This is a genomic window from Salinimicrobium aquimaris, from assembly GCF_035607535.1.
GTDB lineage: Bacteria > Bacteroidota > Bacteroidia > Flavobacteriales > Flavobacteriaceae > Salinimicrobium.
This window is the reverse complement of sequence record NZ_JAYDZX010000006.1, coordinates 1-26,119: the sequence shown is the minus strand read 5'-3', so window position 1 is coordinate 26,119 and position 26,119 is coordinate 1. Positions and strand designations below refer to the sequence as shown.

Below are 26,119 nucleotides of genomic sequence, written 5' to 3'. Positions count from 1 at the left end.
ATATGTTGATTACAATTGATTCCTATTCTCCCCGATACTCACCATCCTTTTCATCGTGTCAAAGAAGGCCTGATTAAAAGCTTCGTCTTTGGCGAAGAGGCGGTATAGGTCGAGTTCGTTTTTACGTTGTTTTCTCATTACATCGTCAAGGATCTTTCGCAAAGCGAGGTCACTATTTTGCTGATCACGGTTATCGGCGACTTTGGTTTGAAAGTCGGGGTGGGCCTGGATGTGTTTGCTTAACTGCACAAATTTTACCCGTTGTTCATCAGGGGTGGCTTCCCAACCCTGAAACCATCTTTCGTTGAAGCTTTTGATGATCAGCTCCAGCGGATCTTCTTCTTTTTCCGGACCATGGGCGCCACGGGGATTAGGGTTCTGGGGATCTACCTCAGTTTCTGAATCGTCCAGACCGATCTTCTCATTCAGTTTTACCCGCTCCAGACCATAGGTGGAAAGATCTACCGATTCTAAAAGTTCGTCCAGCTTATCGGCTTCGGGATCTTTTACCACCAGTTTTGGGATCAGAAATTTGAGGAACCAGAACAGGATCTCCCAATCCATTACCTCATAAGGCATAATTGAAGCCACCTGGCCGTAGATCTTTACGAATTGTTTTGCTTTGATCTTGAAATCGGCTTTTTCGTCATCTTCCAGACCCAGACCTTCATTGAAACGTTCTGCCGGAACGTCAATAATATAACTCAGCTCCTGGGCATCTACTTTGTTCAAATATTTGGTGGTGAAATCAAGCGCCTCGCTCCATTCATAAACTCCTGTGTCCCCTAAAGCATCTCTTAATTCGTGCAGGATATTAATATCGGTTGCCTGACTGAGAGAGGTGGCAGTGTAGAAAGGATCAAAAGAATTCTTGATATCATCGGTGCTGTTGAAGAAGTCCAGGATAAAAAGATCCTCGGTTTTCTTGCCTAAAGAATTGGCGCTTCTGTTCAATCTGCTCAATGCCTGAACGGCCAATACGCCCTGCAGCTTTTTGTCTACATACATCGCCGTCAACTTTGGCTGATCGAATCCAGTGAGATATTTATTGGCTACCACGAGGAGCTTGTATTCGGGCATATCAAAATATCGGGCGAGTTTGTCGCTGATGTACCCCGGATCTGAACTTTTTGCAGTGTCCAGGTGTGAGGGCAGGTTATTGATGGTTTCCTCGGTATATTCTATTCGGTCTACTGTTTTCTTTCCCGAAAAGGCGACCAGTACGCCAAAAGGTTCTCCTTTGTCTTTCAGGATCCTTTTAATGGCTTTGTAGTAGCGGATGGCCGATTCAATGCTCTGAGTCACCACCATTCCCTTGGCTTTCCCCTTCAATTTTTTGGTGTTGTAGATATTAGGAATAAAATGATCGATCATGATCTCGGCCTTAGTATTGATCGTGCGCTGGTCCTTTTCTACATAAGCCTTCAATTTCTTCTGCGCTTTAGCGGTGTCAAAAAGGGGATTTTCCTCAATGGATTTTTCCAGCTCGTAATAGCTTTTGTAGGTGGTGTAATTCGCCAGCACGTCCAGGATAAAACCTTCCTCTATAGCCTGCTTCATCGAATATAGGTGGAACGGTTTATAGGAACCATCTTCTTGTTTTACTCCGAACTTCTCAAGAGTGGTGTTCTTAGGCGTGGCGGTAAAAGCCATATAAGAAGCATTGCCCCGCATCTTACGCGACTGCATCGCCTTGAGGATTCTGTCCTGCGCATCTTCTTCCTCCTCTTCCTGTTGCTGTCCCATGGCCCGGTTCATGTTGTCGTGGGCCGAGCCGCTTTGGGAACTGTGGGCTTCATCGATGATCACAGCAAAACGTTTATCGGCAAGATCTGCGATACCGTCTACTATGAATGGAAATTTCTGAATGGTGGTAATGATCACTTTTTTCCCGCTTTCCAGGCTTTCCCGCAATTCTTTGGAAGAGTAGGCGGGGGCGACTATATTTTTTACTTCGGAAAATTCCTTGATGTTCTCCCGAATCTGTTTGTCGAGCAGGCGCCGGTCTGTCACTACTATGACCGAATCAAACAATGGCTGCTCCACGCTTTTGCTTCCCGGAATTCCTTCTTTCTCCGGATAAGTTTCTATCAGCTGAAAAGCCGCCCAGGTGATGGAATTCGATTTTCCCGATCCTGCGGAATGCTGGATCAAATACTTGTGTCCCACACCATTTTGCGAAGCGTGGTTCACGATCTTTCGCACCACGTCCATTTGGTGGTAACGAGGAAAGAATAAGGTTCGTTTGTTAAGCGGATCTTTTGCTTTTCCATCCAACCTTACAAAATGTTGAATAATGTTAGCCAGACTGTGTCTTGTAAGTACCTCTTCCCATAAGTATGCGGTTTTATGACCGAATGGGTTTGGCGGATTCCCTTTGCCGTGGTTATTGCCTTTGTTGAAGGGCAGGAAGTAAGTGCTTTTGCCACTGAGTTTGGTGGTCATATACACTTCATCGGTATCGGCAGTGAAGTGAACCAGACAACGCCCAAAATTCAACAGCGGCTGCTTTGGATCTCTTTTGAATTTGTATTGGTTCTGCCCATGAACCTTAGCATTTTGACCGGTCCAGTGATTTTTTAGTTCCAGGGTAGCGATGGGAAGTCCGTTAATGAAGAGCACCATGTCGATCTCCTCCCGCGGATTTTCCAAAGAATATCTCAGTTGTCTTGTAGCGCTGAATTCATTGCTTTCGAAAAGCCTTTTTACCCGCGGACTGCTACTGGCCAGTGGCGGCTGATAGAACAGCGTGAAATGCGCATCATCTACATCCAGCCCTTTTTTTAGCAGCCGCAGTAAACCGTATTTCTTAATGAGCCTGTCCAGGCGTTCCAGGATCTTTAATTTCCAGTCGCCGTGCCTTTGCAGCTTTTTCAGTTCCTCATTCTGGGTTTCTTGCAAAAAGTTCCAGAACCTTCTGGTGTCAACCGCGTAACGAGCATTAAAGTCACCGGGATCTCCAATATAGTAGCCATTACCGGATCTGTATTGCTCCGACTCCTCCGCGACATTGGCGGCAGGATCTTTCTCTTTGATCCCCTCAAGAGTTAAGCCGGAAAGCTTTTCCTGAATGGCGGCTTCTAATGCTTGTTCGTTGGTTTGGGTTGGCATACCTATTCAGTTTTTACAAGTTCTTCTTGATTTGATATTTCTACCTTTATTTTGCTCGGCAATCGGGAAAAAAGAGAGGTTGGATTGCCGCCTTTAAAGTTTCCTTTAGTGTTACGAATCTTATGAGAATTTGGAAAAACCTTGTCTGGGCCTTCCCAGTCTTTCAATGCTATGAAGTTTCCTTCACTCCACATCATATTCCCTAATTTCTGATTATACCAAGTAAGTTGGCTTCGAAGATCCGTAGCTTCTTCTATTGATATTTTTTGTAGACTTTTTTCGGAAGCAAACTCGTTAAAACTACCTGAGAACTGAAGAAATTCTCTAAAAAAGTTTTTAAATGTTGTTCTCCGGGTTTCATTTCCTGTATAATCTCTTATAATCCTCTTCCAATTATCAAATTGATAGTTTTCATAGTAGTAAGGAGTTACTCTATGCCAATATTTCCCAAAGAGTAGCAGGATGTTCTGAACGGTGTGGTAATTCTTTTCTCTTGCAGGAAAAACTTCAAAAAACTTCTTATGAACTATATCCAATTCTGAAAGAGATATACTTTCCTTAAGTTCAATTAAATGGCTAATGTTAGTGCCTCCTACACCTCTTCCATCCAGGTTGAATTTATGATCCTCTATTTTCCATATAGCCTCCTCAAATTTTCTTAGAATTATAGGATCTTTATAGTATTGAGAAAAGATTTGAGATTTTGCATTTTCTTCCCAAAGATTGTTTGTAGAGGTCAAAACGTCTTCCTCTGTATCACCTTCCTCGCCTGAAGTTGTCTCTAAAGTTTCAAATACACCTTTTTCAAGAATTTGTTTAATCGTAGGTTTAATCGATTTAACTGAGCGATCAAAATTGGAATATCTTAAATAAAAACGACGCAATAGCCGGAATACATTGTCTCTCTTCTGATCATTTGAGGGGCAGTTAACAGTGTAGTAGAGAATAGACCAGATAAAAACCATTCGATTTCTTTCTGTAGCTCTATTAGAGTCATTATAATCTGCGTACCAATTGGTCTTTTCTTTGTTGAAGATCCGTAGTATCTCATTAAAACTTTTATCTACCCAATTTGAATAGGAATATTTCTTCTGAAACTCTTCCTTCTCATTTGCAATAAATTGAAGGGCATTCAGATATTTTTCAATCTTATGGATCTCAAGGTTTTTTAACAAATCAGAAGTTCTTATTTGACCATGTTCCTCAAACCTTTCTTTGGAGTAAAAATTTTCGGAAGAATTTTCCAGTAACTTCTCTAATCCACTAACACAGCTTAAAAATTCATTGAATCCCGAATCTGCATTTTCATTCTCTCCTTTATTTTGCCAAAAGAAGTCCTGCCAATCTTCCCAGCGGGCTCCATAATCCTTTTTTAGATCTTCCTGATTTCCATGGGAATTTAATCTTCCCAGCAAATCCGCTTTAATATTTTCGTTTCCTTGAATCTGCTCGCCTCTGGCATTCATATATATGTACAATTCTTCTCCCTGTTCACTCACATTAGTGTCAAAGTACCAAAAAGACACATAGTCTTCGAGATAAGAATAAAACTTTTTCCTATTTAAGTTTTCCTGCGCCCTTATAACGTTTTTAAGGGTTCGGAAATTTGTTAATATGGATTGGATTGTAGTATCGGATTCATATTGATTTTTGAAATACCACGAAGCAGCCTTAATATCACCCGCTCCCTTGAGTTTAGATTCTACAAAGGCTGACAGAAATTGATGAGCTGCCTCTCTAACCTTATAATCAACTTTTAAATTATTGTCCTCAAAGTAGGTGCTCTTAAATTCCTTCTTTAAGTCTTCTTCATCAGAAGTCAGAGCAAGTAAGAGTAAAAAGATAGTAGTAATTCGTTGTTGACCATCTATCAGAAAATATTTGCCGGCACTTTGCTCATCATTATAGGCGTATATAAAGCCGATATTTGAAGAAAAATGTCTTTTTTGGTAGAATTCTTTAAAGGCACGCATGAGATCCTCATCTGTAGTTTCAATTTTTGGCACATCCTTTATGGAATCTTGAAACTTAAGGAAATCATGATAAATTGAATTGAACAAACCTGTAACTTGTTCTTTTTCCCAAACATAATCTCGCTGAATTTCTGGAATGACTATTTGATCTAGGTACCGATTAACAAATAATTCCTTTACAGTGTATTTACCTGCTTTCATGCTGTTGGTCTTTTTTAGATTCCTTCAATTTTAACTTTAAAACATTCTTGATATGATTTGAATGACTTTCCATATCCCGTTTACTCCAAACATTCATGCGAGCAGTATCGGCATCTTCAAACATTTTACTGAAGACGTCAAAAGTGTGTTTTGGAACAAAGCTTCCTTTTTGAATCAGATTTAATATGTTATTACGCTTTTCAGGAAAAAATTTATTCCCATTAGATGCATTGTCTCCTCCAGTCATCAAGCACATATTTCCAATGGAATTGAGGGATGCTTCAGCTTTAAGTGCCTTATAATAGATCTCCTTTTGAGCTTGGTCCCTTTCATCTAAATCCAGAACCATTTCAATCTCAGGAGTTAGATTACTTTCTAGTATTTCTTTAATTGCAAGCTTGTTCTCAATACTCAAGATGTTTTTCTTCCCTTCTGGAGTTTGCGGGAAGATGTGTTCCAAAGACCAGTTTTCCTGCTCAAAAGCGTAAAAATTAAAGCGAAAATCTTTTTGCCAACCCTCTATAAAAACGTTTAAAGCAAGGAGAATATGGTGGATATTTTCGGGAGATTCTTCGTAATTTAACTCTTCAATCTTAATCTGTTTTAAAAGGCCTTCTTTATCATCTTCTAACTTTGCAAGAAGTGAGGTTTTTGAGGTATGGGATAATAGACTCACTAAATAATTGCGATTGTTGTTCCCACTTTTTTTGGCGAAGCGATGAAACCCTATTAAGTTGTAGAAAAGGGGATCAGTAAACCAATCATCAAGAGTATTTTTAATTTCTAGCAGTTCCTTAAATACAACATCTATATTTCCAAAATCTAAAAACGCATTAAATAAAGGAAACTCACCCGCTTTAATTTTCAGTTTATTCTGTTCTTCTAAAGATGCTGCCGTTAACTTTAGAAGTTCATGCATTGCATCTTTTTTATTATTAAAATAAAAACTCTTTATTTCCGGCCGGTGGACCCAACTCGAAATTTCGTCCCATACTCTTCCTATTTTGCTGCGGATTTCTAGGATCTCATGAAAGTTAGTGATTTTCTCATTTGTGCGATTTCTACCGAGACTTGTAATAATAAGTGCTTTAATTAACTCTGCCTCTGTAAGTGGAACTTTATTACTGTTTAAGTTTTTGAAAACAGCTTCACTCTCAATATGAGGTTCAATAGAGTTTACGATCAACTTAACCTCATTAAGTAAATAATTATAAAAATCTAGAAGTTCATTTTTCAATTCTTTACCAAAGAAACTATTACACTTTTCAGCAGCCTTGAATAAATAGAAGATGTCCTGTTTATTTAATTCTTTGTTCTCTGTAATTGTTTGGTGCCAGCTCTTTTGAACCAGAGAATTAAATCCACTTTTTTTGTAGATATGATCATCAAAAAAATTTTCACGGATTGCATAATGCAGTTTATTCGCCGAAATGTTTTCTTCATCGAGAAAGATTGCTAATGAAGATAAAATAACAGATAAAGTTGTAAGGCGCTGTTGTCCATCTATGACTTCCAGACCTTTCCCTTCTGCTAAACTTATTTTTTTTAAAGTTATGTATTGAAGAAAATATTCTTTTTTCTTTCCTTCCTTAGCAGTTAAGTACGCTTTCTTTAAGTCATTGAGGAGTACGGTTACAGCTCCATCTCGTTCTGAAGACCATTTATATCCTCGCTGATATGCAGGAATATGATAAAAGGAACTGTCGTATTGCTTTAGGCAACCCGCTAAGCTTTTATCGTTAAAAATGTCTTTAATGCTGAATATTAATTCTGTCATTATTTCTATTTATTTTCATTTCAATACTAGTTTAGACTACGTGCTAGTTCATGAATGTTGTGAGTAATATTTTCAACTGGTCAATATCTGCCTCCCGATTTCTGATTAGTTTTTTACTGCTCGTATGGTCAAACTGGCTGTAATCTATCTCCAGCAATTTTAATCCGTTGGCAGGAATCTGAATTCTTCTACGCTCATCATATCTTTTTCGTTGTTCTCCCCTGGAAATGCCAGAAGCTGTTTCTTTTTTATCCCAAAAAGTAACGGTTTCGGTATGTTGCTTTTCGCGGTATTCGATGACCAGATTTAATTCGGGGTAGTAAGCATCTACAGGTAATTTGGAGCCGGTGTCTCCTCGAAGGAAATCGAAACGGTGCTGGCGCAGGCTTTTTTCTTTTAAGATTTCATCGCACAGGTCCAGGATATAAGCCTCATCACTTTTTGCTCTTTTTGAGGCTTTAGCAGTAACTCCATTTTTTTCGGCTGACTTTGCTGCTCCTGGTTCTGTTGATGGTCTACCATTGCTTCTTATACTAGCGACTCTTCTAAAATTATTTACGGTATAGCCACCTCCAATTCCAAAATCTGAAGCGTAAAAACCCAGCTTTCTGATTTTATTCCTGATGCCTTTTTGCTCCGAAGCACCGGCATTCAGCTTTTGCCTGATTAGCTGCTCAATCTGCTTGGCTTCTTCTTTAGTGAATTGGGATTTGCCTTTCATTACTTTAAATGTTTAAAAACTCTTTTTTACACTAACTTCCGAATCTCTTCTTGATATTTAATCAAATTTAAGATCAACAGACTTCAATCTTTTAGTGACTCTGTCCTCATGCTTTTTTAAAAATGCTTTTGTTCTCCAATTCCACTTTGAGCCATTACTCATTGTTTCCTTAATATCTTCCATAAACTGGCGATGGTTACGTCCCATTTGACGTATTCCAGTTTCAACGGTTTTTCTTATTTCCTTTTTTTTCTTAGAACTTATTTTTGAGTTACTTTCTAAAGAGAGTGCTTTACCTTCAAAACGTATTATAATATCATCTCTTTCAATCAGGATGTTGATTATATTATTTGCTTGAATATTTTCGTACAATCTGAAAATCTTTCGGAATTCTTTGAATTTCCTCTCTTCTAACTTTTCAAGTGCCAAAACTTTAATTATTTCCTGAACATCTTTGATAAATCTGTGGTAGGAAAGAATATAATTAGCATAAGCAATGCTGATTTGTTCAAAAGAAGGTTTATGTACGGATGTCAATACAATTAAAGCTCCTTCATCCTTTTTATACGCGTTGAAATAGTCAATTTCAGCCTTTTCGTAATCTTTATAACTAGATAACTTAGGAACACTATCAGATGAAAGTTCTATTAAAAAATACCTGTCTTTAGTATTAACTTCCTGCCACTGCTTTTTGACTATGCTGGAATTTTTTCTAAATGTTTCAGCAAGCTTGGTTATGAAATCATATTTGTCCAAGGTTTTATAAAGGAAATCAGCCTCTTCCGGTTCTAATTCTTTCTCACTTGATACTAATTCATGAAATCGACCCAGCGTTGGGTTATTTTCATAACCTTCCTCTTTTAATCTGGTATTGTATAAAACATCTGTTATTTCCAAAAGAGTTGCCCAATTATGAGTGTCTCGAGTTCTTATTTGGACTTCAACCACCTTTCCACTCTCAGGTTCCGTGATGTAAACGTGAAAGGCCTTGTATCCGATTTTTTTTGGGTCTTCAAAATAGTTTCTAACCTTACCTCTAACCTCATATTTCTGCATTATGAGATTTACCATTTTTCTAGCAGAAACTTCATCCGAAAAAATAATCCGTATTCCGGCAATATCCCACATGCGATTCAACTGCATGTCTGGTTTTCGGATAACTTTATTAATAATAGTAGTTATCCTTTTTAATCTAAACGCAATTATTGCTGACCTCTGAATAGTACTTTTAAATTGGGTGAGTTCTTTAAAAGTTTTAAATAATGGATCGGTAAAGGAAAGTCGATGAGCTTGAAGAAGATCAAGGTCAACATCAGAAATGTGCTTTCCTTTTATGTTGCGTAACCTTTCGCCCAACCTTTTAATATCTCCTCCTGTGTAATTCATAAACTAACTCACCTTTATCTTCCCCGTCACCGCCGCGTCTATTAAACTTCTTTTATATTCTTCCAGCTTCCTAATTTGTTGTTTTTGCAATTTAATTGCATGAGCTGTTTGAGATAACTGATTTTTCACTTCAGCAACTATTGTCCTTTGTTCCTTCTTTGATGGGTAAACAAAAGGTATTTGTTTCATTCTCATCTTGGATAAATCCCACTGTCCAATCCTTACTCCATCAGAAGCTTGGCCAAAAAAAGACACATAGAGTTTTGATCTTAAAGCGAAATGGAAAAATTCTGGATCGACATCAATTAAAATATCAAAAATGAAGTAAGCGGGGCTTACAATACCTGTATGAGCAGAAACTCCGTATGATCCCTGCCACGCCTTCATTTTGTTCATTCCAAATTGGCCTTTCCTAATTTTTTTATAGCCAGAGAGGTCTTCAGGAATAAAGTTGTGGTTTGAATCCTGATCTTCAATATCCCGTAGAATAACTCCTTTTTCTCTAGTTATTGAAAGCAATGGAAGGTTCGGATGATTTTTTTCAGAAACAGGGAGTAAGCAATGACCTAGCTTAACAACCTCCCAATGCACCGGAATGCCGCCGATCCATTCCACACCAGAATCCTTCATCTTAACTTTAGGATCTAAACCTTTGGTCACGGCATTTTGGATGATGATCTGCTTGCGTTCTTTGAGCAGTTCGATCAATTTTTCCTTTTGCGTAATGGCGGTATCGATCTTGCCGCATTTTTCATCAAGAAAACTGGCGATGGCGGTTTGTTCTTCTTTGGGAGGAAAAGCCGCTTTAATATTCTTCATTTCATCGTAGCGAGTTGTCCATAAATCCGCAACGATTCCGTGTCCAATACGATAATTTTCTTCTACAAAGGCGGTACTCTTCAGTAGATAATCAGAAAACGGTCCGTGAAGATCTTTTGGTTTCATCACAATATTGATGAGTGATACGGAACCGTCTAAGTCAGAAATTCCACTTGATCCTTTTCTATCCGATCTACTGTTGATTACAAAATCTCCTTTCCTAACAAGCTTTCGGTTATCTCCATCATTGGATTTGGCCGCATTGTCCAATTGGGGAAGGATACCTTTCTTGGTTACGGACAGAGGCGGGAAATCCTTATCTGAAACTTTTTCTTTCCGCTCTTCAAATCTTGATCCTAATCTTTTTAAATCCCAATGCTCCGGAATCTCTCCCAGCCATTCTACCCCCGAATGTTTATAGGCGGGATATTTTTGTAGCCGTACCTTTTCTTTTATTCCTTCCATCTACGCCAGGTTTAAAATATCCATTATTAAACCTTCATTCTTCTCTTCCAATTCCAGGATCTCTTTGGCTACAGTATCTAATGACCGCAGCGGCGTGTGCCGGTAGAAATATTTGTTGAAGCTTATTTCATAACCAATCTTGGTGGCATCAAGGTTGATCCAGGCTTCAGAAACGTGAGGTTTCACTTCTTCCAAAAAGTAAGAGTGAATTTGCTCTTTTAGAGGCACATTCTCATAATCGCGCAGGTCGCTTTCGGTTTCAAAAATGACATATTCTCCTGACTTTCCGGTTGGGAAATATCCAAAGTCGGGCAGCTGTTCTTCAGTACAACTCAGATGGGCGAGAAGGCTGCTGAGTTTTTCTCCGCTCAGTTTTTCTTTCTTTTTGATCACTTTTTCGGCTTCAGCGTCATACCAGCTTACGGCATTGTAGATGGCATTCTTTTCGGAAGCGCCGGGTTTGAGTTTCCACTCTTTCAGCTTCGCTTCAACTTCCTTCTTAAAAATATTAAAATCGGAATACTCTTTTTCGCCAATTGACTGGTGTAGTTTTTCAGCAAGTTCCAATATTTCCTTCTGCTTTTTCCAGGTTTTGGGGCTCAACAGTTTCTTTCGGTTCTTGCTGCTTAGGTTCAGGTCGTTTTCTTCAGCAAAGGCAAGGATCTCTTTCTCGTGCTCCTTCAGCTTGGAATAAACTTCCTCTCCAAAAGTTTCCCAGGCCCACAGCATTGGCTCCTTCAGCTGTTTGTCATATCTCAGTTCCGCAATTTTTTCCGCAGTAAACTGAGCTTTCAGGCGCTTAGGGCGTTCTATGGTCACCTTGTAGTAACCAAAATCCTCGTTATCGAACACCTGTGCGGCGATCCCGGGGACTTCGGCATTGGTTTCCTCATCTATGTTTCGGCTTACCGCCTGCATTTCAGCATAAACCTTTACAATCTCATTAATATGCTCGGGCGCGAATTCACAATTCTTGTTTCCGAGGTTCTTCCGCAGTTTTCGGTATAATTGTCCGCCATCGACAAGCTGCACCTTGCCTTTACGGTGTTCGGCTTTATGATTGCTCAGCAACCAGATATAGGTAGTGATCCCGGTGTTGTAGAACAGGTTGTTAGGCAGCTGAATGATGGCCTCCAAAAGGTCATTTTCGATGATGTAGCGCCTTATGTTGCTCTCGCCGCCGCCTGCATCGCCCGTGAACAAACTGGAACCGTTGTGAACCGAAGCGATCCTGGAACCGGAAGGGCTTTGGTGCGCGGGCTTCATCTTGTTCACCATCTCCATAAGAAACAGCAACTGACCGTCTGAAGAGCGGGGAATGGCATCGGCATCTTCTTCCACGCCCCAGTAATTCTTTAGGGTGATCTTAAAACGCGGATCGATCACATCCTTGCCGTCCTTTATATATTTTTGTTCGCTGCTCCAGGATTTCCCGTACGGTGGATTGGAGAGCATAAAATCGAAGCTGATGCCCGCAAACTCATCTGTAGACAGGGTAGAACCCACGCGGATGTTCCCCGGGTCGTTGCCCTTGATCATCATATCACTCTTACAGATTGCGTAGGTCTCGTCGTTGATCTCCTTGCCGTAGAGATAGACATCGCCGGTCGCCCTGATGAGGCCTTCCCCATCTTTGATGAAATTCTGGGCTTCGGTAAGCATCCCGCCGCTCCCACAGGCAGGATCGTAAATGGTCATTACCGGCGGCAATTGATCTTTAATGGGATCAAATACCAGGTGCGTCATCAAATCGATCACCTCCCGCGGAGTAAAATGCTCCCCGGCTTCTTCGTTGTTCTCTTCGTTGAATTTCCTGATGAGTTCTTCAAAGACATAGCCCATTCCAAGGTTGGAAAGTGCAGGCATTTTTCGTCCTTCGGGATCTTCTTTTTCAAAAGGCGTGAGGTTGATGTAAGGCGAAGTAAATTTCTCCAACACATCCAGCAGAACATCCTTGCCTGCCATATGACGGATCTGGCTCTTCAGCTTAAACTTATCGATGATCTCCTTTACGTTTGGACTAAAACCGTTGAGATAATCCTCAAAATTCGCCTGTAGGATCTGCTGGGAGTTCGTAGCGGTGTCATGCAGTTTCTGAAGCGTCCATTTGCTGATGTTGTAGAAAACATAGCCGGAAGCATCGCGAAGTCCGCTCTCGTCCCATTCGGTAAAACCAGCTTCATCACGCTGGAAAGCCAGTTCTTCCATCACGGCATCTTTGGTTGGTTCGAGCAGGGCATCGAGTCGGCGCAGCACCACCATTGGCAGGATCACATCGCGGTATTTTCCGCGCACGTAAACGTCGCGCAGGCAATCATCGGCAATAGACCAGATGAAGGAAACTAATTTATTGTGGGTTTGTTGGGTCATAGTATTTGTAGGGTAATTTTGTTATTGTTTTTGAAGCTCCAGGGCCCCGTAAGTTGTCGTGTTCCAGTTAATGGTGTTTTCATCGACCCTGGAAAAAAGGTAATTTACTGAAGCTCCTACAGAATAGTCGATCGTAATTCTGTAACTCTCTTGAGATATATCTTCCTCTACGGTAGCCTCACCTCCGGATTTGACAATGCTGCTAGTGTTATCCCTATAGCTCATATCATATAAACCTAAAAGGATTATATCATCTGTTGTAAAGCGAAATCCAGTAATGCTTGTACCACCAGCATCTTCAGCTTTCCAGGTACCATGAAGCCAGGCGGGGGGATTAATTGAAATGTCCGGATTTGAATTCTCATCATCTGTACTACAAGATAAAGTCAAAGCGATAACAAAGAGGAGTAGGTAAATTTTCTTCATGTTGTTGAAAAAATAAGTTTTTAAGGATGCATTTAAAACCCATAGGACATTGGACTTTATTTTTTCCGCGGAGTAGGGAATGGCGGAAGTGGGGCATCACACTTGTAAATCTAAATATTTTCTTAAAGAAAATGAAGAGGATTAAAGTAAAAGATCTCTATCCCAAATATTAGCTTTTATTGAAAAACTCATGAATATCAATTATGCTTCCTCTACTGATCTGGACCAAATCCCGGGTTTCTTTTAGGAAAATCCCGAGAGATCTTTCATTATAGATTATTTTCATTTCCGGTGAATAATCGGTAACCAGATACATGTCTCCCTCCAATTTATAAAATGGTATATCTTCACCTTTTCTAGTCTTCACTCCTTTATTTACAATTTTCCCATCCCTTAGGGTTTCCCGAATTAGATTCTCGTTTGATTTTTCGGAAGCTACTTTGGAATAAGCTATCATCATATTCATCCACTCGTCAGCATCTATAAGATGCCATTTTACTTTATTAAAATCAATTCCATATTCGCTTATCCAACCCCTACTGGTAAAAGCAAACAGAATTTGTTTTTTTCCATTAAGGTCGGGTTTGTCTGAAGGTTCAAATTCCTGTATTTTAAAGGTCATTACTGATGCAGAAGAGATGTCTTTAAGTTTCTTCCCGTCGAAATCTAAGGTTTTTAAGGAGAAATTCTCCAGTTCAGGTTGGTTGGAGAGTACCCATTCTGTAGCGGTTAATTCAGCCTGTTCTTTCATTTGTTCTACCGCCGCTACCCCGGCACCAATGGCAATTAATCCCCCGGCAATTGCTGCAATTGCCTCGCCTTCATTCTGGGAATGCATGTTTGTTGGCATAATCGATAATACGATTAAAACTACAAGTGTAATTTTTTTCATTTTTTAGAATGTTATTAGTCTATATATAAAAATTAAAAGGGTTTCCAGCTTCAACTTTTTATGCCGCACATAATTTCGGAAGTCGAATGATAAAATTTTATTGCATCGATCCTGCCCAGGTGGGAGTTGATGGTTTTCGGAGAGGGATTACCTGATTTGGCCCTGCGCGTTCTTCCCATGTAAAAGTAGTTAAGATCATAAATAATTTATTGTGGGTTTATTGGGTCATAAATAATTATTTGGTGCAAGGTTATAGGAGGCCCGAACTTATGTGCAGGATTTATTTCCAGCATCGGCATTTGTCCGCGGAGTAGGGAAGAGCGGAGGTGGGGCATCACGTTTGTAAATCTAAATATTTTCTTAAAGGTTTGAAAGGGGATTAAAGAATTTTCACTAAATTTCTGTCTCTTTCCCCCTACACCGATTTTATAAAAAAAAGAAAGATATGATAAAGTCTCAGGTAATCAGTTATATCAACAGTAAGATAGGGGTAGATAAATTAAAAACAAGGAACACCACTTTTGCCAATAAAAGTGTTAGCGGTAGCAGAGTTGCCTGGTGGATGAATATAAAACTCGAAAATTTTGAGAAGAATTGGAACATCATCTTAGTAGAAGAAAGTGAATTTTTATATCTAAATATTCCGGCAAATACCTTTAAAAATCCTGAAAAATACTTCAGGGTTTGGGATGAAAAGAATGCAGTAAATCTTGTTGTCTCAAGTGATCGGCAGGATGGATATTTAAAAGATACTTCTTCTGGAGGTACAGAGGTAGATTTTAAACCTTTCATTGTGAAAAGATTTCCTATTCCGGAAAAAATGCAGTCCTCCGAGCTTTACCAGGCACCCAGGAGTTCACGCTTAAAACCAGAAGTGATTTCCTTTACTTCAGTTCCAAAATTACATCCTGAAGTCCGCAGGCAACGAATTATTTCACAGAATCAGACCAATGTTTCTTATGAAAAATTATTCGGTTCGCATTTAAAAGGAGCTGATAACATAAAGCTTCAGGATCCCTGGATTAGAATGCCATATCAGTTCAATAATCTGCTTGAATTCTGTGTAATGTTGGGGAATAACAATAATGAACCGGGCAGAACAATTAATTTAAAGGTGGTTTCCTGGAATACAGAAGAATTTATTGAACACAGTAAAGACTGCTTTAACCAGTTAGGAGCTGCTGTAAAGGAAATGAGAATCAATCTTACTTTTGTCCTTGAGCAACATCATGACAGATTCATTGAGGCAGATAATGGCTACAAAATTGTACTTGGAAGAGGCTTGGATATCTTCGAAAAGAGGGAGGGCCGATTTTCAATTGGCGATGTGGATCAAAGGTGGAGGAAATGTAAGGCTTGTGAAATTACTTATATTAAAATGGCGCAGTAAAAAACTTTTAGATTTATACTCTTAGTATTCCAGATCGTCTTCCAAATCTTCCAACTCCTCTTCTGTAATCCCATTGATATTTGCCAGGGAATTCATCGTTTCATCCAGCTTATGGAATAGCTCTAAAAGCAGTAACAGGTTTTGATCTTTACTGTGGCGGAACATCTCCAGGTCGAATCTGAAAGTATCGCCTTCTACGAAGGTTTGATTGACTTCTGCAAATTCACCCAACATTCCTACATTGATGATCCTGTCGGTAAGGGCGCCTTGGGCTTTTGCTAAAGCGAGGTAGGAGAGGAGGAGTTTGTTTCTGTAATCTGACATTTTTGAAAGGATTAAGGATTAATGTTTAATGTTTAATAAATGAGTATGCAGTGTGCAGTGGTTAGTCGGCAGTCAAATTAAAAGCACCAAATTGCAAGTAAGGTCAAATCATTACTCCATAGTCTCACAATGAATAATCGTTAGTGTAACTCTAAACTAACAATTCCTAAGTTTACTTCTAAAACCTTACTTCCGAGGAATTCCTGCCGGCCTGTAGGCGGGCTTCGCTCCGCACAAGTTTCGCTCTGGATGACATGCTGAACTGGCAACGGGCAACAGGCAACATATCTCTGAACTCATAACTCCTAACTACATTTCTACCTTCGCACTTCTAAAACCGTACTTCCAAGAGATCCCTGCCGGCCGGTAGGCGGGCTTCGCTCCGCAAAAGTTTTGCTCTGGATAACATGCTGAACTGGCAACTGGCACCAGGCAACATAACTCTGAACTCATAACTCCTAAATACATTTCTAACTTCGTACTCCTAACATCGGACTTCTAAAACCGTACATTCAAGAGATCCCTGCCGGCCGGTAGGTGGGCTTCGCTCCGTAAAACTTCGCTCTGGATGACATGCTAAACTGGCACCAGGCAACAGGCAACATATCTCTGAACTCATAACTCCTAACTACATTTCTAACTTCGTACTTCTACCATCGTACTTCTAAAATCGTACTTTCAAGAAATTCCTGCCGGCCGGTAGGCGGGCTTCGCTCCGCAAAAGTTTCGCTCTGGATGACATGCTGAACTGGCAACGGGCAACAGGCAACATAACTCTGAACTCATAACTCCTAACTACATTCCGAACTTCGTACTCCTAAAATCGGACTTCAAAAATCGTACTTCCAGGAGATCCCTGCCGGCCGGTAGGCGGGCTTCGCTCCGTAAAACTTCGCTCTGGATGAAATGCTGAACTGGCAACGGGCAACAGGCAACAAACTCTGAACTCATAACTCCTAACTACATTTCTAACTTCGTACTTCTAATTTCGTACATCAGTAAACTCGTATTCCACATCCCCCAGGTCTATGCTGTTGGCCATTTTCATTTCCAGCTGAGCGGGGAAAATATCGGGAATACCTACTTGCAGACATAGAGAATAGCCGCCAAAGGTCTCCTCATTCAGATTGGTTCGTGCTGCGTACCTCATCTCTTCCTGAATATGCTGATACTGCTCTTCGGTCAGGGTTATTTCAAGTTTTCTCATCTTTGATCCTTTTGTATGACTAAGGTAAAATGAGACCGCGCCAATATGTGTCGCCAAAGATTTATTCTTTACTATAAACCTATATTTTTATCTTTTTAGTTCGTAAATCTCCTTTCGTACTTCGGACTTACCACGTCATGGTTTGTCAGTCTGACTGCTTAAATTTAGATTCAAAAGATTTAGGATGAACAAAAAAATACTTTACCTCGACATGGATGGCGTAGTGGCCGATTTTGAAAAACGTATAGGAGAGCTCGAACCTTCTCTGATAAATTTTAAAGATCACCCGGACCAGGAGGTCCTTTCAAACAAGATAGACCAGATATGCTATGCAAATCCGGATATTTTTCACGACTTGCCTCCTATAGAAGGAGCTATTGAAGCCGTAGGAAAGTTGGCTGAGCAATACGAGATCTTTTTCCTTTCCACGGCTATGTGGAGCCTCCCGCAATCCTTTACCGGAAAACGGATCTGGATCGAGGATCACTTCGGCAACCTGGGGCGCAAACGCCTGATCTTATCCCATAGAAAGGATCTCCTAAAAGGGGATTTTTTAGTAGATGATCGCACTAAAAACGGAGCTTCCGAATTCGAAGGGGAGCATATCCACTTTGGAACTTCGAAATTCCCGGATTGGGATTCTGTTTATGCATATCTGTGTAGCAAGGTTTAAGGGCGCCGTAGGATTTTGGCTAACGCGAATTAGGAGAGGAGGAGTTTGTTTCTGTATTCGAATTTTTGAAAGGATTAAGGATTAATGTTTAATGTTTAATAAATGAGTATGCAGTGTGCAGTGGTTAGTCGGCAGTTAAATTGAAAGCACCAAATTGCAAGTAAGGTCAAATCATTACTCCATAGTCTCACAATGAATAATCGTTAGTGTAACTCTAAACTAACAATTCCTAAGTTTACTTCTAAAACCTTACTTCCGAGGAATTCCTGCCGGCCTGTAGGCGGGCTTCGCTCCGCACAAGTTTCGCTCTGGATGACATGCTGAACTGGCAACGGGCAACAGGCAACATATCTCTGAACTCATAACTCCTAACTACATTTCTAACTTCGTACTCCTAAAATCGGACTTCTAAAACCGTACTTTCAAGAGATCCCTGCCGGCCGGTTGGCGGGCTTCGCTCCCCAAAAACTTCGCTCTGGATGACATGCTGAACTGGCAACGGGCAACCGGTAACCTATCTCTGAACTCATAACTCCTAACCACATTTCTTACTTCGTACTTCAGTAAACTCGTAGATAATGAGGCAACGCGATAAAAGATGAGGTTTCTTGTACTGGTTGAACAAAAAATAAATCCGGCCCTGCGGACCGGGTGATTTAAAGTGAACAAAAACTGATTAAGTGGAAATGTTTGGCAGAACTTACAAGAACCTTTTATTAAGAAAAGCTCTTCCTGACCCTGTTTTCAGATACTTTTCAAATAGGTAGGCTTTATATTTATCGTGAAATATAATCTGCGTAATCACCGAAACAGGAATCCTGTATTGTGTGGATTTTACTTTTCCATAATTATGCTCTTTCAATCTCTGCTCAAGATTTGAAGTACATCCAACATAAACAGAATCATTTGAGCATCTTAATAAGTAAACCGTCCATGCTTGTGTTTCCATCTATAAAAGATTAAATCAGAGGACAGCGTCCAAGTTGAAAGGTAAGAATAAAAAAGCTCGCATTCGCTCAAAAAAGCTCCGGCGAGCGAAGAATAATGGAGATCTGGAAAGGAAGATTATCTATGTTCTTATCTCTATAAAGAATATTTAATTAGTGGACAGCGTCCACCGTAGCTCGTCCACACATTGGATCGAAATCTTTATTAACTGCTAAAAATAAAAAAGCTCGCCTTCGCTCAAAAATGAGCTTCGGCGAGCGAAGGTGGAGTCGGAGGGGTTCGAACCCTCGTCCAAACAAGCAATTCAGAAGCTTTCTACACGTTTAGTTTTCGTTTGTTTTTCGATGTACAGCCGGCCGAAAACCACCAACTGCACACTTATCCTCAATTGAGTTTCAGAACTGCATCAAGGCCCTGCAGTTCCTATATTTACTTTGTCGGTGCCTCTGGTGCGGGCGCCGTAAATCAAGGCTCCCGCGAGACATCTCGGCTCCCTACCTTGTAGGGACTAAGCATATCCTACTATGATTCGGATTATGCAGCCAAGGCGTAGTTATTCTCGCCGTTTAAAAAGTGTGAAAAATGAGATTTACGAGCTATTTCCCAGCGCTCGACGTGCTTACAACTCAATTAGACTCGCTGTCAAAACCAAGTCGACCCCAATATGTAAAGAACTTCTGCAAGTTTACTGCATTTTCCATGCCAGTATTATTAGTGACAAAGCTAAGAATTTATATCAGCTTTTAAATTTAAAGATAATTTATTTTACACTGTCCTGTCCTGGCTTCTGGTTCTTGGAGCCAAGCGATCTTAAGTCTTTTTTCGCACCTCTTTTAATTCTTATATTTGGGAAATTCAAACAAAACAACAGCTGTTCTGCTATGATAAAATTTGCCCTTATTAAAGAGCGTAAAACTCCTCCCGATCGCCGTGTAGTCTTTTCTCCCCAAAAACTACAAGAGGCAAAGAAGCAGTTTCCTGAAGCCGAATTCAAGGTGGAAAGTTCAGACATTCGCATCTTTAAAGATGACGAATACAGGGAAGCCGGGTTTGAAGTTTCCGAAGATATATCAGACTGTGATGTGATGCTGGGCGTGAAGGAAGTGCCGCTTCCTTATCTTATCCCCAACAAAAAATACTTTTTCTTTTCTCATACTATCAAAAAACAACCCTATAACCGGGATCTTTTGCGGGAGATCCTCCGGAACAATATCGAGCTTTTCGACCATGAAGTGATCGTAAACGAAACCGGCGGCCGACTTATTGGCTTCGGAAGATATGCCGGTCTGGTAGGCGCTTATAACGGCTTGCGCGGAATAGGGCTCAAAAATGACACTTTTGAGCTCCCTAAAGCCGAAAGTCTTTCCGATCTTAATGCCATGTTGGCAGAGCTGGACAAAATACAGCTGGAGCCCTTTAAGATCCTGCTTACCGGAAGTGGAAAAGTTGCCTTTGGAGCCCGGGAAATTCTCGATCACCTTAAAATTAGAAAAGTAGAAGTTGAAGACTATCTCAATAAAGACTTTGATGAGCCCGTCTATTGTCATATTGATGTGCTGGACTACAATAAGCGAAAAGATGCAACGCTAACTAATAATGCCGACTTTTACCGGCATCCGGAACATTATGAATCCGATTTCAGGAAATTTACCCGGGTTACAGATTTCTTTATCGCCGGACATTTCTACGGGCAGGGAGCTCCTGCCTTTTTCACTGCAGAAGATGCCAAAGCACCAGATTTTAAAATAAAGTACATAGCCGATATTTCCTGTGATATCGCCGGGCCTATCGCCAGCACGATTCGGCCGTCGACCATTGCAGAGCCTCTTTACGGCTATGACCCGCAGGAAGAAAGAGAAGTAGATTTTCGGGAGGCCGGTGCTATTGTAGTAATGGCAGTAGACAATCTTCCCTGTGAGCTGCCAAAAGATGCAAGCGAAGGATTTGGAGAAATGTTCCTGGAGCACGTGTTGCCCGCCTTTTTTAATGGAGACAAAGACGGGGTCCTACAACGGGCAAGAATGACTCAAAATGGAAGACTTACCAAAAAATTCGAGTATCTCCAGGATTATGTAACGGGAGAAATGATATGAAGTTACCCGGGACCTTAATAATGATTTGTTTACTTATGAATTTTTCTGCGCAGGCCCAGCTGGAGGTCATGACCTACAATATTAAATATGCCAATGAAAATGATGGCGAGAACAGCTGGTCGCAACGCAAGGATTTTCTTGCCGCCCAGTTGAAGTACCATGAACCCGATATTTTTGGCGTGCAGGAGGCTTTGCTTTCTCAGCTGGAATTTCTGAAAAATGAGCTCAACAGCTATAATTACTTCGGAAGAGGCCGCGATGATGGGGCTCAAAAAGGGGAATTCAGCGCTATATTCTTTAAACCTGAAAAATTTAAACTGCTGGAGCAGGGAACCTTCTGGCTTTCTTCTACACCCCGGGTTCCCGGAAAGGGATGGGATGCCTCTTATCCGCGGGTATGTACCTATGGAAGGTTCATGGTGAAAAAATCGGGTAGAGAATTCTGGGTTTTCAATACCCATTTTGATCATGTAGGGATAGAGGCGAGAAAACAGAGTGTACGCCTTATACATAAAAAGATATCAGAACTTAATAAAGAAGATCTTCCTGTCATTCTAATGGGGGATCTCAATCTTGAGCCGGAAACAGACGAGATCGGGTTCTTAGCTTCATATTATAAGGACACAAAAGAAAGTGCAGCGCATATTTTTGGATCCGAAGGAACTTTTAACGCGTATGAATTCCATAAACCAGTAACCCCGCGTATTGATTACATTTTTACTAAGGGAGATGTAAAGGTGAGGAAATATGCTGTTCTTAGTGATTCTAAAGATCTGAGATATCCGTCAGATCACCTTCCGGTAATGGTCCAGCTGGAGCTTTAATAGGTCTTAGCTGAAGAAGAAAAAAGCCACGCAAAACGTGGCTTTTGTGTTTTTAAACATGTTTCCCGGATTAGGTAGGATCAACAGGTCCATTGGAGCCTGCCCCGCCCGGTCTGTCTTTATCCCGGTCTCCGGGAGGATTCTGTTTTGTTGGAGCTTCACCGGTAGAGGTGTCCGGAGTTCGTGGAGTACTCGCATTACCGGCGCCGGTTCCTTCGGGAGGGAAACTTCTTCCGGTGTTGCGAACATCGGGACTATCTTTAGCCGGATCCCTTGCTTCCGAAGCCTCTTTGCGAAACTTCTGGATAATATCCTTAAAGTGCTCTCCGGCTGCCTCACGACCTCCCAATCCATAGCTTAGCGCTACAGCAACTGCAATGGCGCCAAGGATCAATCCAAATGCCAGTTCCACGATCTCGTTTGCAATTCCCATGGTCCTTAAAGCAATGGCTATAAAGAGCGCCAGCGAGGCCCAGCGAATAACACTCGCAATGAAATGGTTCTTGCTGGAGCGGGTCATGGTGTTGTAGATCAACAGCGAGATGTAATTACCAATAGCAAGTATGATGAGGCCAAAGATAATTTGTCCCGTAACTTCAAGGATCTGGTGTAGGATCTCGGTGAGTCTTGAGAGTCCCAGGATCTCCACTGCTGTTATGATACCAAAAAAGACCAGGAAGAAATAGATAAGGTTGGCCACCAGTCTGGACAGGGATTGGCCGGAGCCTATCATGTTGTGGATCTGAATTTTTTCCGCAGTACGATCCAGGCCCATGCTTTTAAACAGGTCCTCAAGAAAATTTGCCAGGTATCTTCCTCCCCAAACAAAGACCAGAAGGATAAGAGCAGCAATAATGATTTCCCCGATCAATTCTGTAAAGCCATAAAGTATATCATTGGCAGGTTCAGAAATCGCATCGAGCCTTAGCGTATTAAAGGCCTGAATAAGGAAAGGGATAAAAATAATGATAAAGACCAGCTTTCTTAGTACGGTTACCAGACGGTCTGTATCTTTAAATCCTGTTTTATCGACCAGCCGGTCTAATAATCCACCTCCAATATTTATGAGGTTGGCAACAAATTTTGCGAGCACGTAACCAATAAAAGCTATAAGAAGAGCTCCAATTAGGTTTGGAATGAACATGAGGAATTCATTGAGCATATTTTCCAGGGGAGTAAGAACTTCACTTATTCCTAAAACCTCCAGGGCGATCAACAGGACGATGATCATTATAAGGTAATAGAAAATATTACCCACAAATTCATTTGTGTCATCTACGTTTCCCCCTCCAAAAATGCGTTCATCCCAGGAGGTTCTTCGCATGAGTTTTACCACTACCGCCTTGATGCCTTTTGCAATAAGCCATCCAATTAAAAGGACAAGTAAGGCACCCAGTAATTCGGGCAAAAAATTGGCGATACTCTCGCCGATATTTTCCAGTTGAGTTTCCATAATTTATTGATTTTTTAAGAAAGTTAGCACTTGAAGTTATGACAAAAAGGACTTCTGCCACAGTCACTTAACAAGAGTTTAAAAAAATATTCAGGTTGTTGTTAATATTTTTTTAGTCGGAATTCTGCATTAAAAATTCAGCGGAATTAGGAGTAGCAAGGGCTGAACGAAAATGCCATTTTTCAGAAAAAAAACTGATTTTTTTTTCAACAGTCTTTAGTTAATAAGAAAGCATTACCTCATCTTTCAAAACTCAGGAATTAAAATAACTTTACTCCTCTTTCAAGTTAAACAAAAAACAAACGCCATGGTTGAAGAATTATTTAGCACCCAGACTTATACCTATGATGAGGTACTGCAAGCATGTTTAAAATATTTTAAAAATGACGAGCTTGCAGCCACTACCTGGATAAATAAGTATGCAGTAAAAGACAAAAAAGGAAAATTTTTAGAACTAACCCCAGATGATATGCACAGGCGAATGGCAAAGGAATTTGCCCGTATGGAAGCAAAATATGCAGACCGTGCAGCTGGGAAAGAAAATCTGTCTGAGTATGGGAAATCCAGGGAGTTTTTGAGTGAGGAAAGAATTTTTCAACTGTTCAAGGACTTTAAATACAGCATTCCACAGGGTAGTGTCATGGCGGCCCTCGGGAATGACCAAATGATCGCTTCCCTCTCCAACTGTGTGGTAGTTCCCCCGGTCTATGATTCTTACGGTGGGATTTTACATACAGATCAACAATTAGTACAATTGTTCAAAAGACGTTGTGGGGTAGGAGTGGACCTTTCGGGCCTGCGTCCTAAGAATGCACAGGTTTCTAACGCAGCCGGGACTACTACCGGAGCTGTTTCCTTTATGGAGCGTTTCTCCAACACCACGCGGGAAGTTGCCCAAAATGGCCGTCGAGGGGCTTTAATGCTCACTATTGATGTAGCTCACCCCGACGTTGAGGATTTTATCACAATTAAACAGGATCTTAAAAAGGTAACCGGGGCGAATATTTCTCTTAGACTTTCAGACGAATTTATGAAAGCCGTTACCGAGGATACCGATTTCACATTACGCTGGCCAATCGACAGCCCAAATCCTAAATACACCAAAAAAGTACGTGCAAAAGAGTTATGGGACACCATTATTAAATGTGCTCACAATACTGCAGAGCCGGGGTTGATCTTTTGGGATAAACAACATACCTATTCAACCTCTTCCTTTTATCCCGGATTTAAGAACAGCTCAACAAATCCATGTTCGGAGATCGCAATGCAGGGTGGAGATTCCTGCCGGTTGATTGCGGTTAACCTTTACAATTTTGTCGACAATCCTTTTACTGAAAATGCTTCCTTCAATCACGAGAAGTTCTATAAAGTGATCTATGAGACTCAAAGGTTGATGGATGACCTTGTAGATCTTGAGCTCGAAGCCGTGGAAAAGATCCTCGCCAAGATCGACCAGGATGAGGAGCCAGATTTCATCAAGAAGAACGAGATCGACACCTGGAAATTACTTGCCGAAAATGGTAAGAATGGTAGACGTACCGGGCTTGGATTTACTGCCCTTGCCGATGCTGTTGCTGCTCTTGGAGTGAAATTTGATACAGATGAAGCTCTTGAGGTGGTTGATAAGATCATGCAGACAAAGCTAAGAGGTGAATTTGACAGTAGTATTGATATGGCCATCACCAGAGAGCCGTTCAAGGTTTTTGATCCGGCCATTGAAGAGCAGTCAGATTTTGTGCAAATGATGAAGAAAGATTTTCCTGAGCTTTACACCCGTATGATGCAGCACGGGAGAAGGAACATCTCGATTAGTACTGTAGCTCCAACCGGAAGTTTGAGTATGCTTGCGCAAACTTCTTCTGGAATTGAGCCGGTTTTCATGCTGTCTTACAAGAGAAGAAGAAAAGTTAACGCTTCAGGCTCCAATGCAAAAGTGGCCTTTGTTGATGATACAGGAGATGCTTTTGAGGAATTCACTGTTTACCACCCTAAAGTGAAGACCTGGATGGAGGCTTCGGGCAAAGAAGCTATTGAACAAAGTCCGTATGCCGGTGCAACTGCTTCAGAAATAAACTGGCAAAAGCGTGTAGAAATGCAGGCGCTGGTTCAAAAATATACCACGCACTCCATTAGTTCAACGATCAACCTTGCTTCCGATGTGAGTCAGGAGAAGGTAAGTGATATCTATATTGAGTCTTGGCAAAAAGGACTTAAAGGAATCACCGTGTACCGCGACGGTTCGAGAAGTGGAATTTTGGTTTCTTCAGATGATAAAGGGAAGAAAGACGCAAGTAAGGAAAGTGTCTTTGCTGAAACTTATGCGCCAAAACGTCCAAAGAAACTGGAGTCAAAGATCATTCGTTTCAATAACGAAAAAGAAAAATGGCTTGCAGTGGTTGGTATCCTGAACGATCGTCCATACGAGATCTTCACCGGGAAAATGGAAGATGTTTTCAATCTGCCGCAGTGGGTGGAGAAAGGCTATGTGATCAAGAACCGCGATGAAGATGGTAAATCGAGATACGATTTCCAGTTCTGTGATAAGCACGGATATAAAGTAACTATTGAAGGACTTTCAAGGTCATTTAATGAGGAATACTGGAATTATGCGAAGCTGATCTCCGGAGTACTTCGCCACGGAATGCCAATTCCTTATGTAGTAGATCTTATCAACAACCTGAACCTGCTAGACGAAAGCATCAATACCTGGAAAGCAGGTGTGGTTCGTGCCCTTAAGCAATTCGTACCCGATGGTACTCCTGCAGCCGATAAAGAATGCGGGGAATGTGGAGATCCTGAAGGAATCATTTTTTCTGAAGGATGCCTGGTATGTAAAAGCTGTGGTTACTCCAAGTGTGGATAATCAATTTTAATTCTGTCCCCCGGTAAATAGAAACCCCGCTTCTGAAAAGAGGCGGGGTTTTGTTTTTGCACCCTGTTCAACCCTTTTAGGTTCTATCCTTTCGGTGTTCTAAACCTTTCCAAGTTCTCAACCCTTTCAGATACTATGATTAAATCCTAATGTGACTCTCCTTTTTTCCTCTTGATTTTTTAACTTTGTACTAA

Annotated in this window: 18 protein-coding genes and 1 other RNA gene; 5 read left to right on the top strand and 14 right to left on the bottom strand. The window is 40.9% G+C overall.

Annotation, left to right across the window (positions count from 1 at the left end; genetic code table 11):
• Window positions 1–9: 9 nt before the first annotated feature.
• From VR862_RS08410 to VR862_RS08370, 9 genes are all read right to left on the bottom strand, one after another.
• Window positions 10–3,111: a type I restriction endonuclease subunit R gene (locus tag VR862_RS08410; RefSeq protein ID WP_324720515.1), complete on the bottom strand. Its 3,102-nt coding sequence runs from the start codon at window positions 3,109–3,111 to the stop codon at window positions 10–12.
• A 2-nt stretch (window positions 3,112–3,113) separates the two neighbouring features.
• Window positions 3,114–5,285, bottom strand: a complete 2,172-nt coding sequence (locus VR862_RS08405) for a DUF262 domain-containing protein (protein WP_324720514.1) — start codon at window positions 5,283–5,285, stop codon at window positions 3,114–3,116.
• Window positions 5,272–7,062 carry a DUF262 domain-containing protein gene (locus VR862_RS08400; RefSeq protein WP_324720513.1) on the bottom strand — a complete coding sequence of 597 codons (1,791 nt, stop codon included), beginning with the start codon at window positions 7,060–7,062 and terminating at the stop codon, window positions 5,272–5,274. The genes VR862_RS08405 and VR862_RS08400 overlap by 14 nt, the downstream gene beginning before the upstream one ends.
• Before the next feature lie 43 nt (window positions 7,063–7,105).
• Window positions 7,106–7,783, bottom strand: a complete 678-nt coding sequence (locus VR862_RS08395; RefSeq protein WP_324720512.1) for a hypothetical protein — start codon at window positions 7,781–7,783, stop codon at window positions 7,106–7,108.
• Between the two features lie 57 nt (window positions 7,784–7,840).
• Window positions 7,841–9,169, bottom strand: a complete 1,329-nt coding sequence (locus VR862_RS08390) for a RelA/SpoT domain-containing protein (protein WP_324720511.1) — start codon at window positions 9,167–9,169, stop codon at window positions 7,841–7,843.
• 3 nt (window positions 9,170–9,172) lie between these two features.
• The gene (locus tag VR862_RS08385) at window positions 9,173–10,453 is read right to left on the bottom strand and encodes a restriction endonuclease subunit S (protein ID WP_324720510.1); all 1,281 of its coding nucleotides are present in this window, start codon (window positions 10,451–10,453) and stop codon (window positions 9,173–9,175) included.
• Window positions 10,454–12,823 carry a type I restriction-modification system subunit M gene (locus tag VR862_RS08380; RefSeq protein WP_324720509.1) on the bottom strand — a complete coding sequence of 790 codons (2,370 nt, stop codon included), beginning with the start codon at window positions 12,821–12,823 and terminating at the stop codon, window positions 10,454–10,456.
• A gap of 21 nt (window positions 12,824–12,844) precedes the next feature.
• A complete protein-coding gene (locus VR862_RS08375) occupies window positions 12,845–13,249 on the bottom strand; it encodes a hypothetical protein (RefSeq protein WP_324720508.1) in 405 nt (134 codons plus the stop codon).
• Between the two features lie 169 nt (window positions 13,250–13,418).
• Entirely contained in the window at window positions 13,419–14,141 is a 723-nt protein-coding gene (locus VR862_RS08370) for a hypothetical protein (RefSeq protein ID WP_324720507.1), read from the bottom strand.
• Window positions 14,142–14,586: 445 nt separating this feature from the next.
• On the opposite strand from VR862_RS08370, the gene VR862_RS08365 reads away from it, so the two are divergent.
• Window positions 14,587–15,531 carry an MIT C-terminal domain-containing protein gene (locus VR862_RS08365; RefSeq protein ID WP_324720506.1) on the top strand — a complete coding sequence of 315 codons (945 nt, stop codon included), beginning with the start codon at window positions 14,587–14,589 and terminating at the stop codon, window positions 15,529–15,531.
• Window positions 15,532–15,552: 21 nt separating this feature from the next.
• Here VR862_RS08365 and VR862_RS08360 read toward each other — a convergent pair whose 3' ends face one another.
• Both VR862_RS08360 and VR862_RS08355 read right to left on the bottom strand, forming a co-directional pair.
• Entirely contained in the window at window positions 15,553–15,855 is a 303-nt protein-coding gene (locus tag VR862_RS08360) for a hypothetical protein (RefSeq protein WP_324720505.1), read from the bottom strand.
• A 982-nt stretch (window positions 15,856–16,837) separates the two neighbouring features.
• Complete coding sequence (locus tag VR862_RS08355) at window positions 16,838–17,062, bottom strand: hypothetical protein (RefSeq protein ID WP_324720504.1); 225 nt, start codon at window positions 17,060–17,062, stop codon at window positions 16,838–16,840.
• A 184-nt stretch (window positions 17,063–17,246) separates the two neighbouring features.
• Between VR862_RS08355 and VR862_RS08350 the strand changes: the two genes are divergently transcribed.
• A complete protein-coding gene (locus tag VR862_RS08350) occupies window positions 17,247–17,735 on the top strand; it encodes a 5' nucleotidase, NT5C type (protein ID WP_324720503.1) in 489 nt (162 codons plus the stop codon).
• A gap of 700 nt (window positions 17,736–18,435) precedes the next feature.
• Here VR862_RS08350 and VR862_RS08345 read toward each other — a convergent pair.
• Window positions 18,436–18,684 carry a GIY-YIG nuclease family protein gene (locus tag VR862_RS08345; protein ID WP_324720502.1) on the bottom strand — a complete coding sequence of 83 codons (249 nt, stop codon included), beginning with the start codon at window positions 18,682–18,684 and terminating at the stop codon, window positions 18,436–18,438.
• A 260-nt stretch (window positions 18,685–18,944) separates the two neighbouring features.
• Window positions 18,945–19,344: a transfer-messenger RNA gene (ssrA, locus tag VR862_RS08340) on the bottom strand.
• 220 nt (window positions 19,345–19,564) lie between these two features.
• Here ssrA and VR862_RS08335 point away from each other — a divergent pair.
• Window positions 19,565–20,776, top strand: a complete 1,212-nt coding sequence (locus VR862_RS08335; protein ID WP_324720501.1) for an NAD(P)-dependent oxidoreductase — start codon at window positions 19,565–19,567, stop codon at window positions 20,774–20,776.
• A 35-nt stretch (window positions 20,777–20,811) separates the two neighbouring features.
• Window positions 20,812–21,600: an endonuclease/exonuclease/phosphatase family protein gene (locus tag VR862_RS08330; RefSeq protein WP_324720500.1), complete on the top strand. Its 789-nt coding sequence runs from the start codon at window positions 20,812–20,814 to the stop codon at window positions 21,598–21,600.
• Between the two features lie 70 nt (window positions 21,601–21,670).
• Here the strand turns inward: VR862_RS08330 and VR862_RS08325 are convergent, their stop codons facing one another.
• Entirely contained in the window at window positions 21,671–23,053 is a 1,383-nt protein-coding gene (locus tag VR862_RS08325; protein ID WP_324720499.1) for a mechanosensitive ion channel, read from the bottom strand.
• Window positions 23,054–23,360: 307 nt separating this feature from the next.
• Between VR862_RS08325 and VR862_RS08320 the strand changes: the two genes are divergently transcribed.
• Window positions 23,361–25,916 carry an adenosylcobalamin-dependent ribonucleoside-diphosphate reductase gene (locus VR862_RS08320; RefSeq protein WP_324720498.1) on the top strand — a complete coding sequence of 852 codons (2,556 nt, stop codon included), beginning with the start codon at window positions 23,361–23,363 and terminating at the stop codon, window positions 25,914–25,916.
• Window positions 25,917–26,119: the final 203 nt, after the last annotated feature.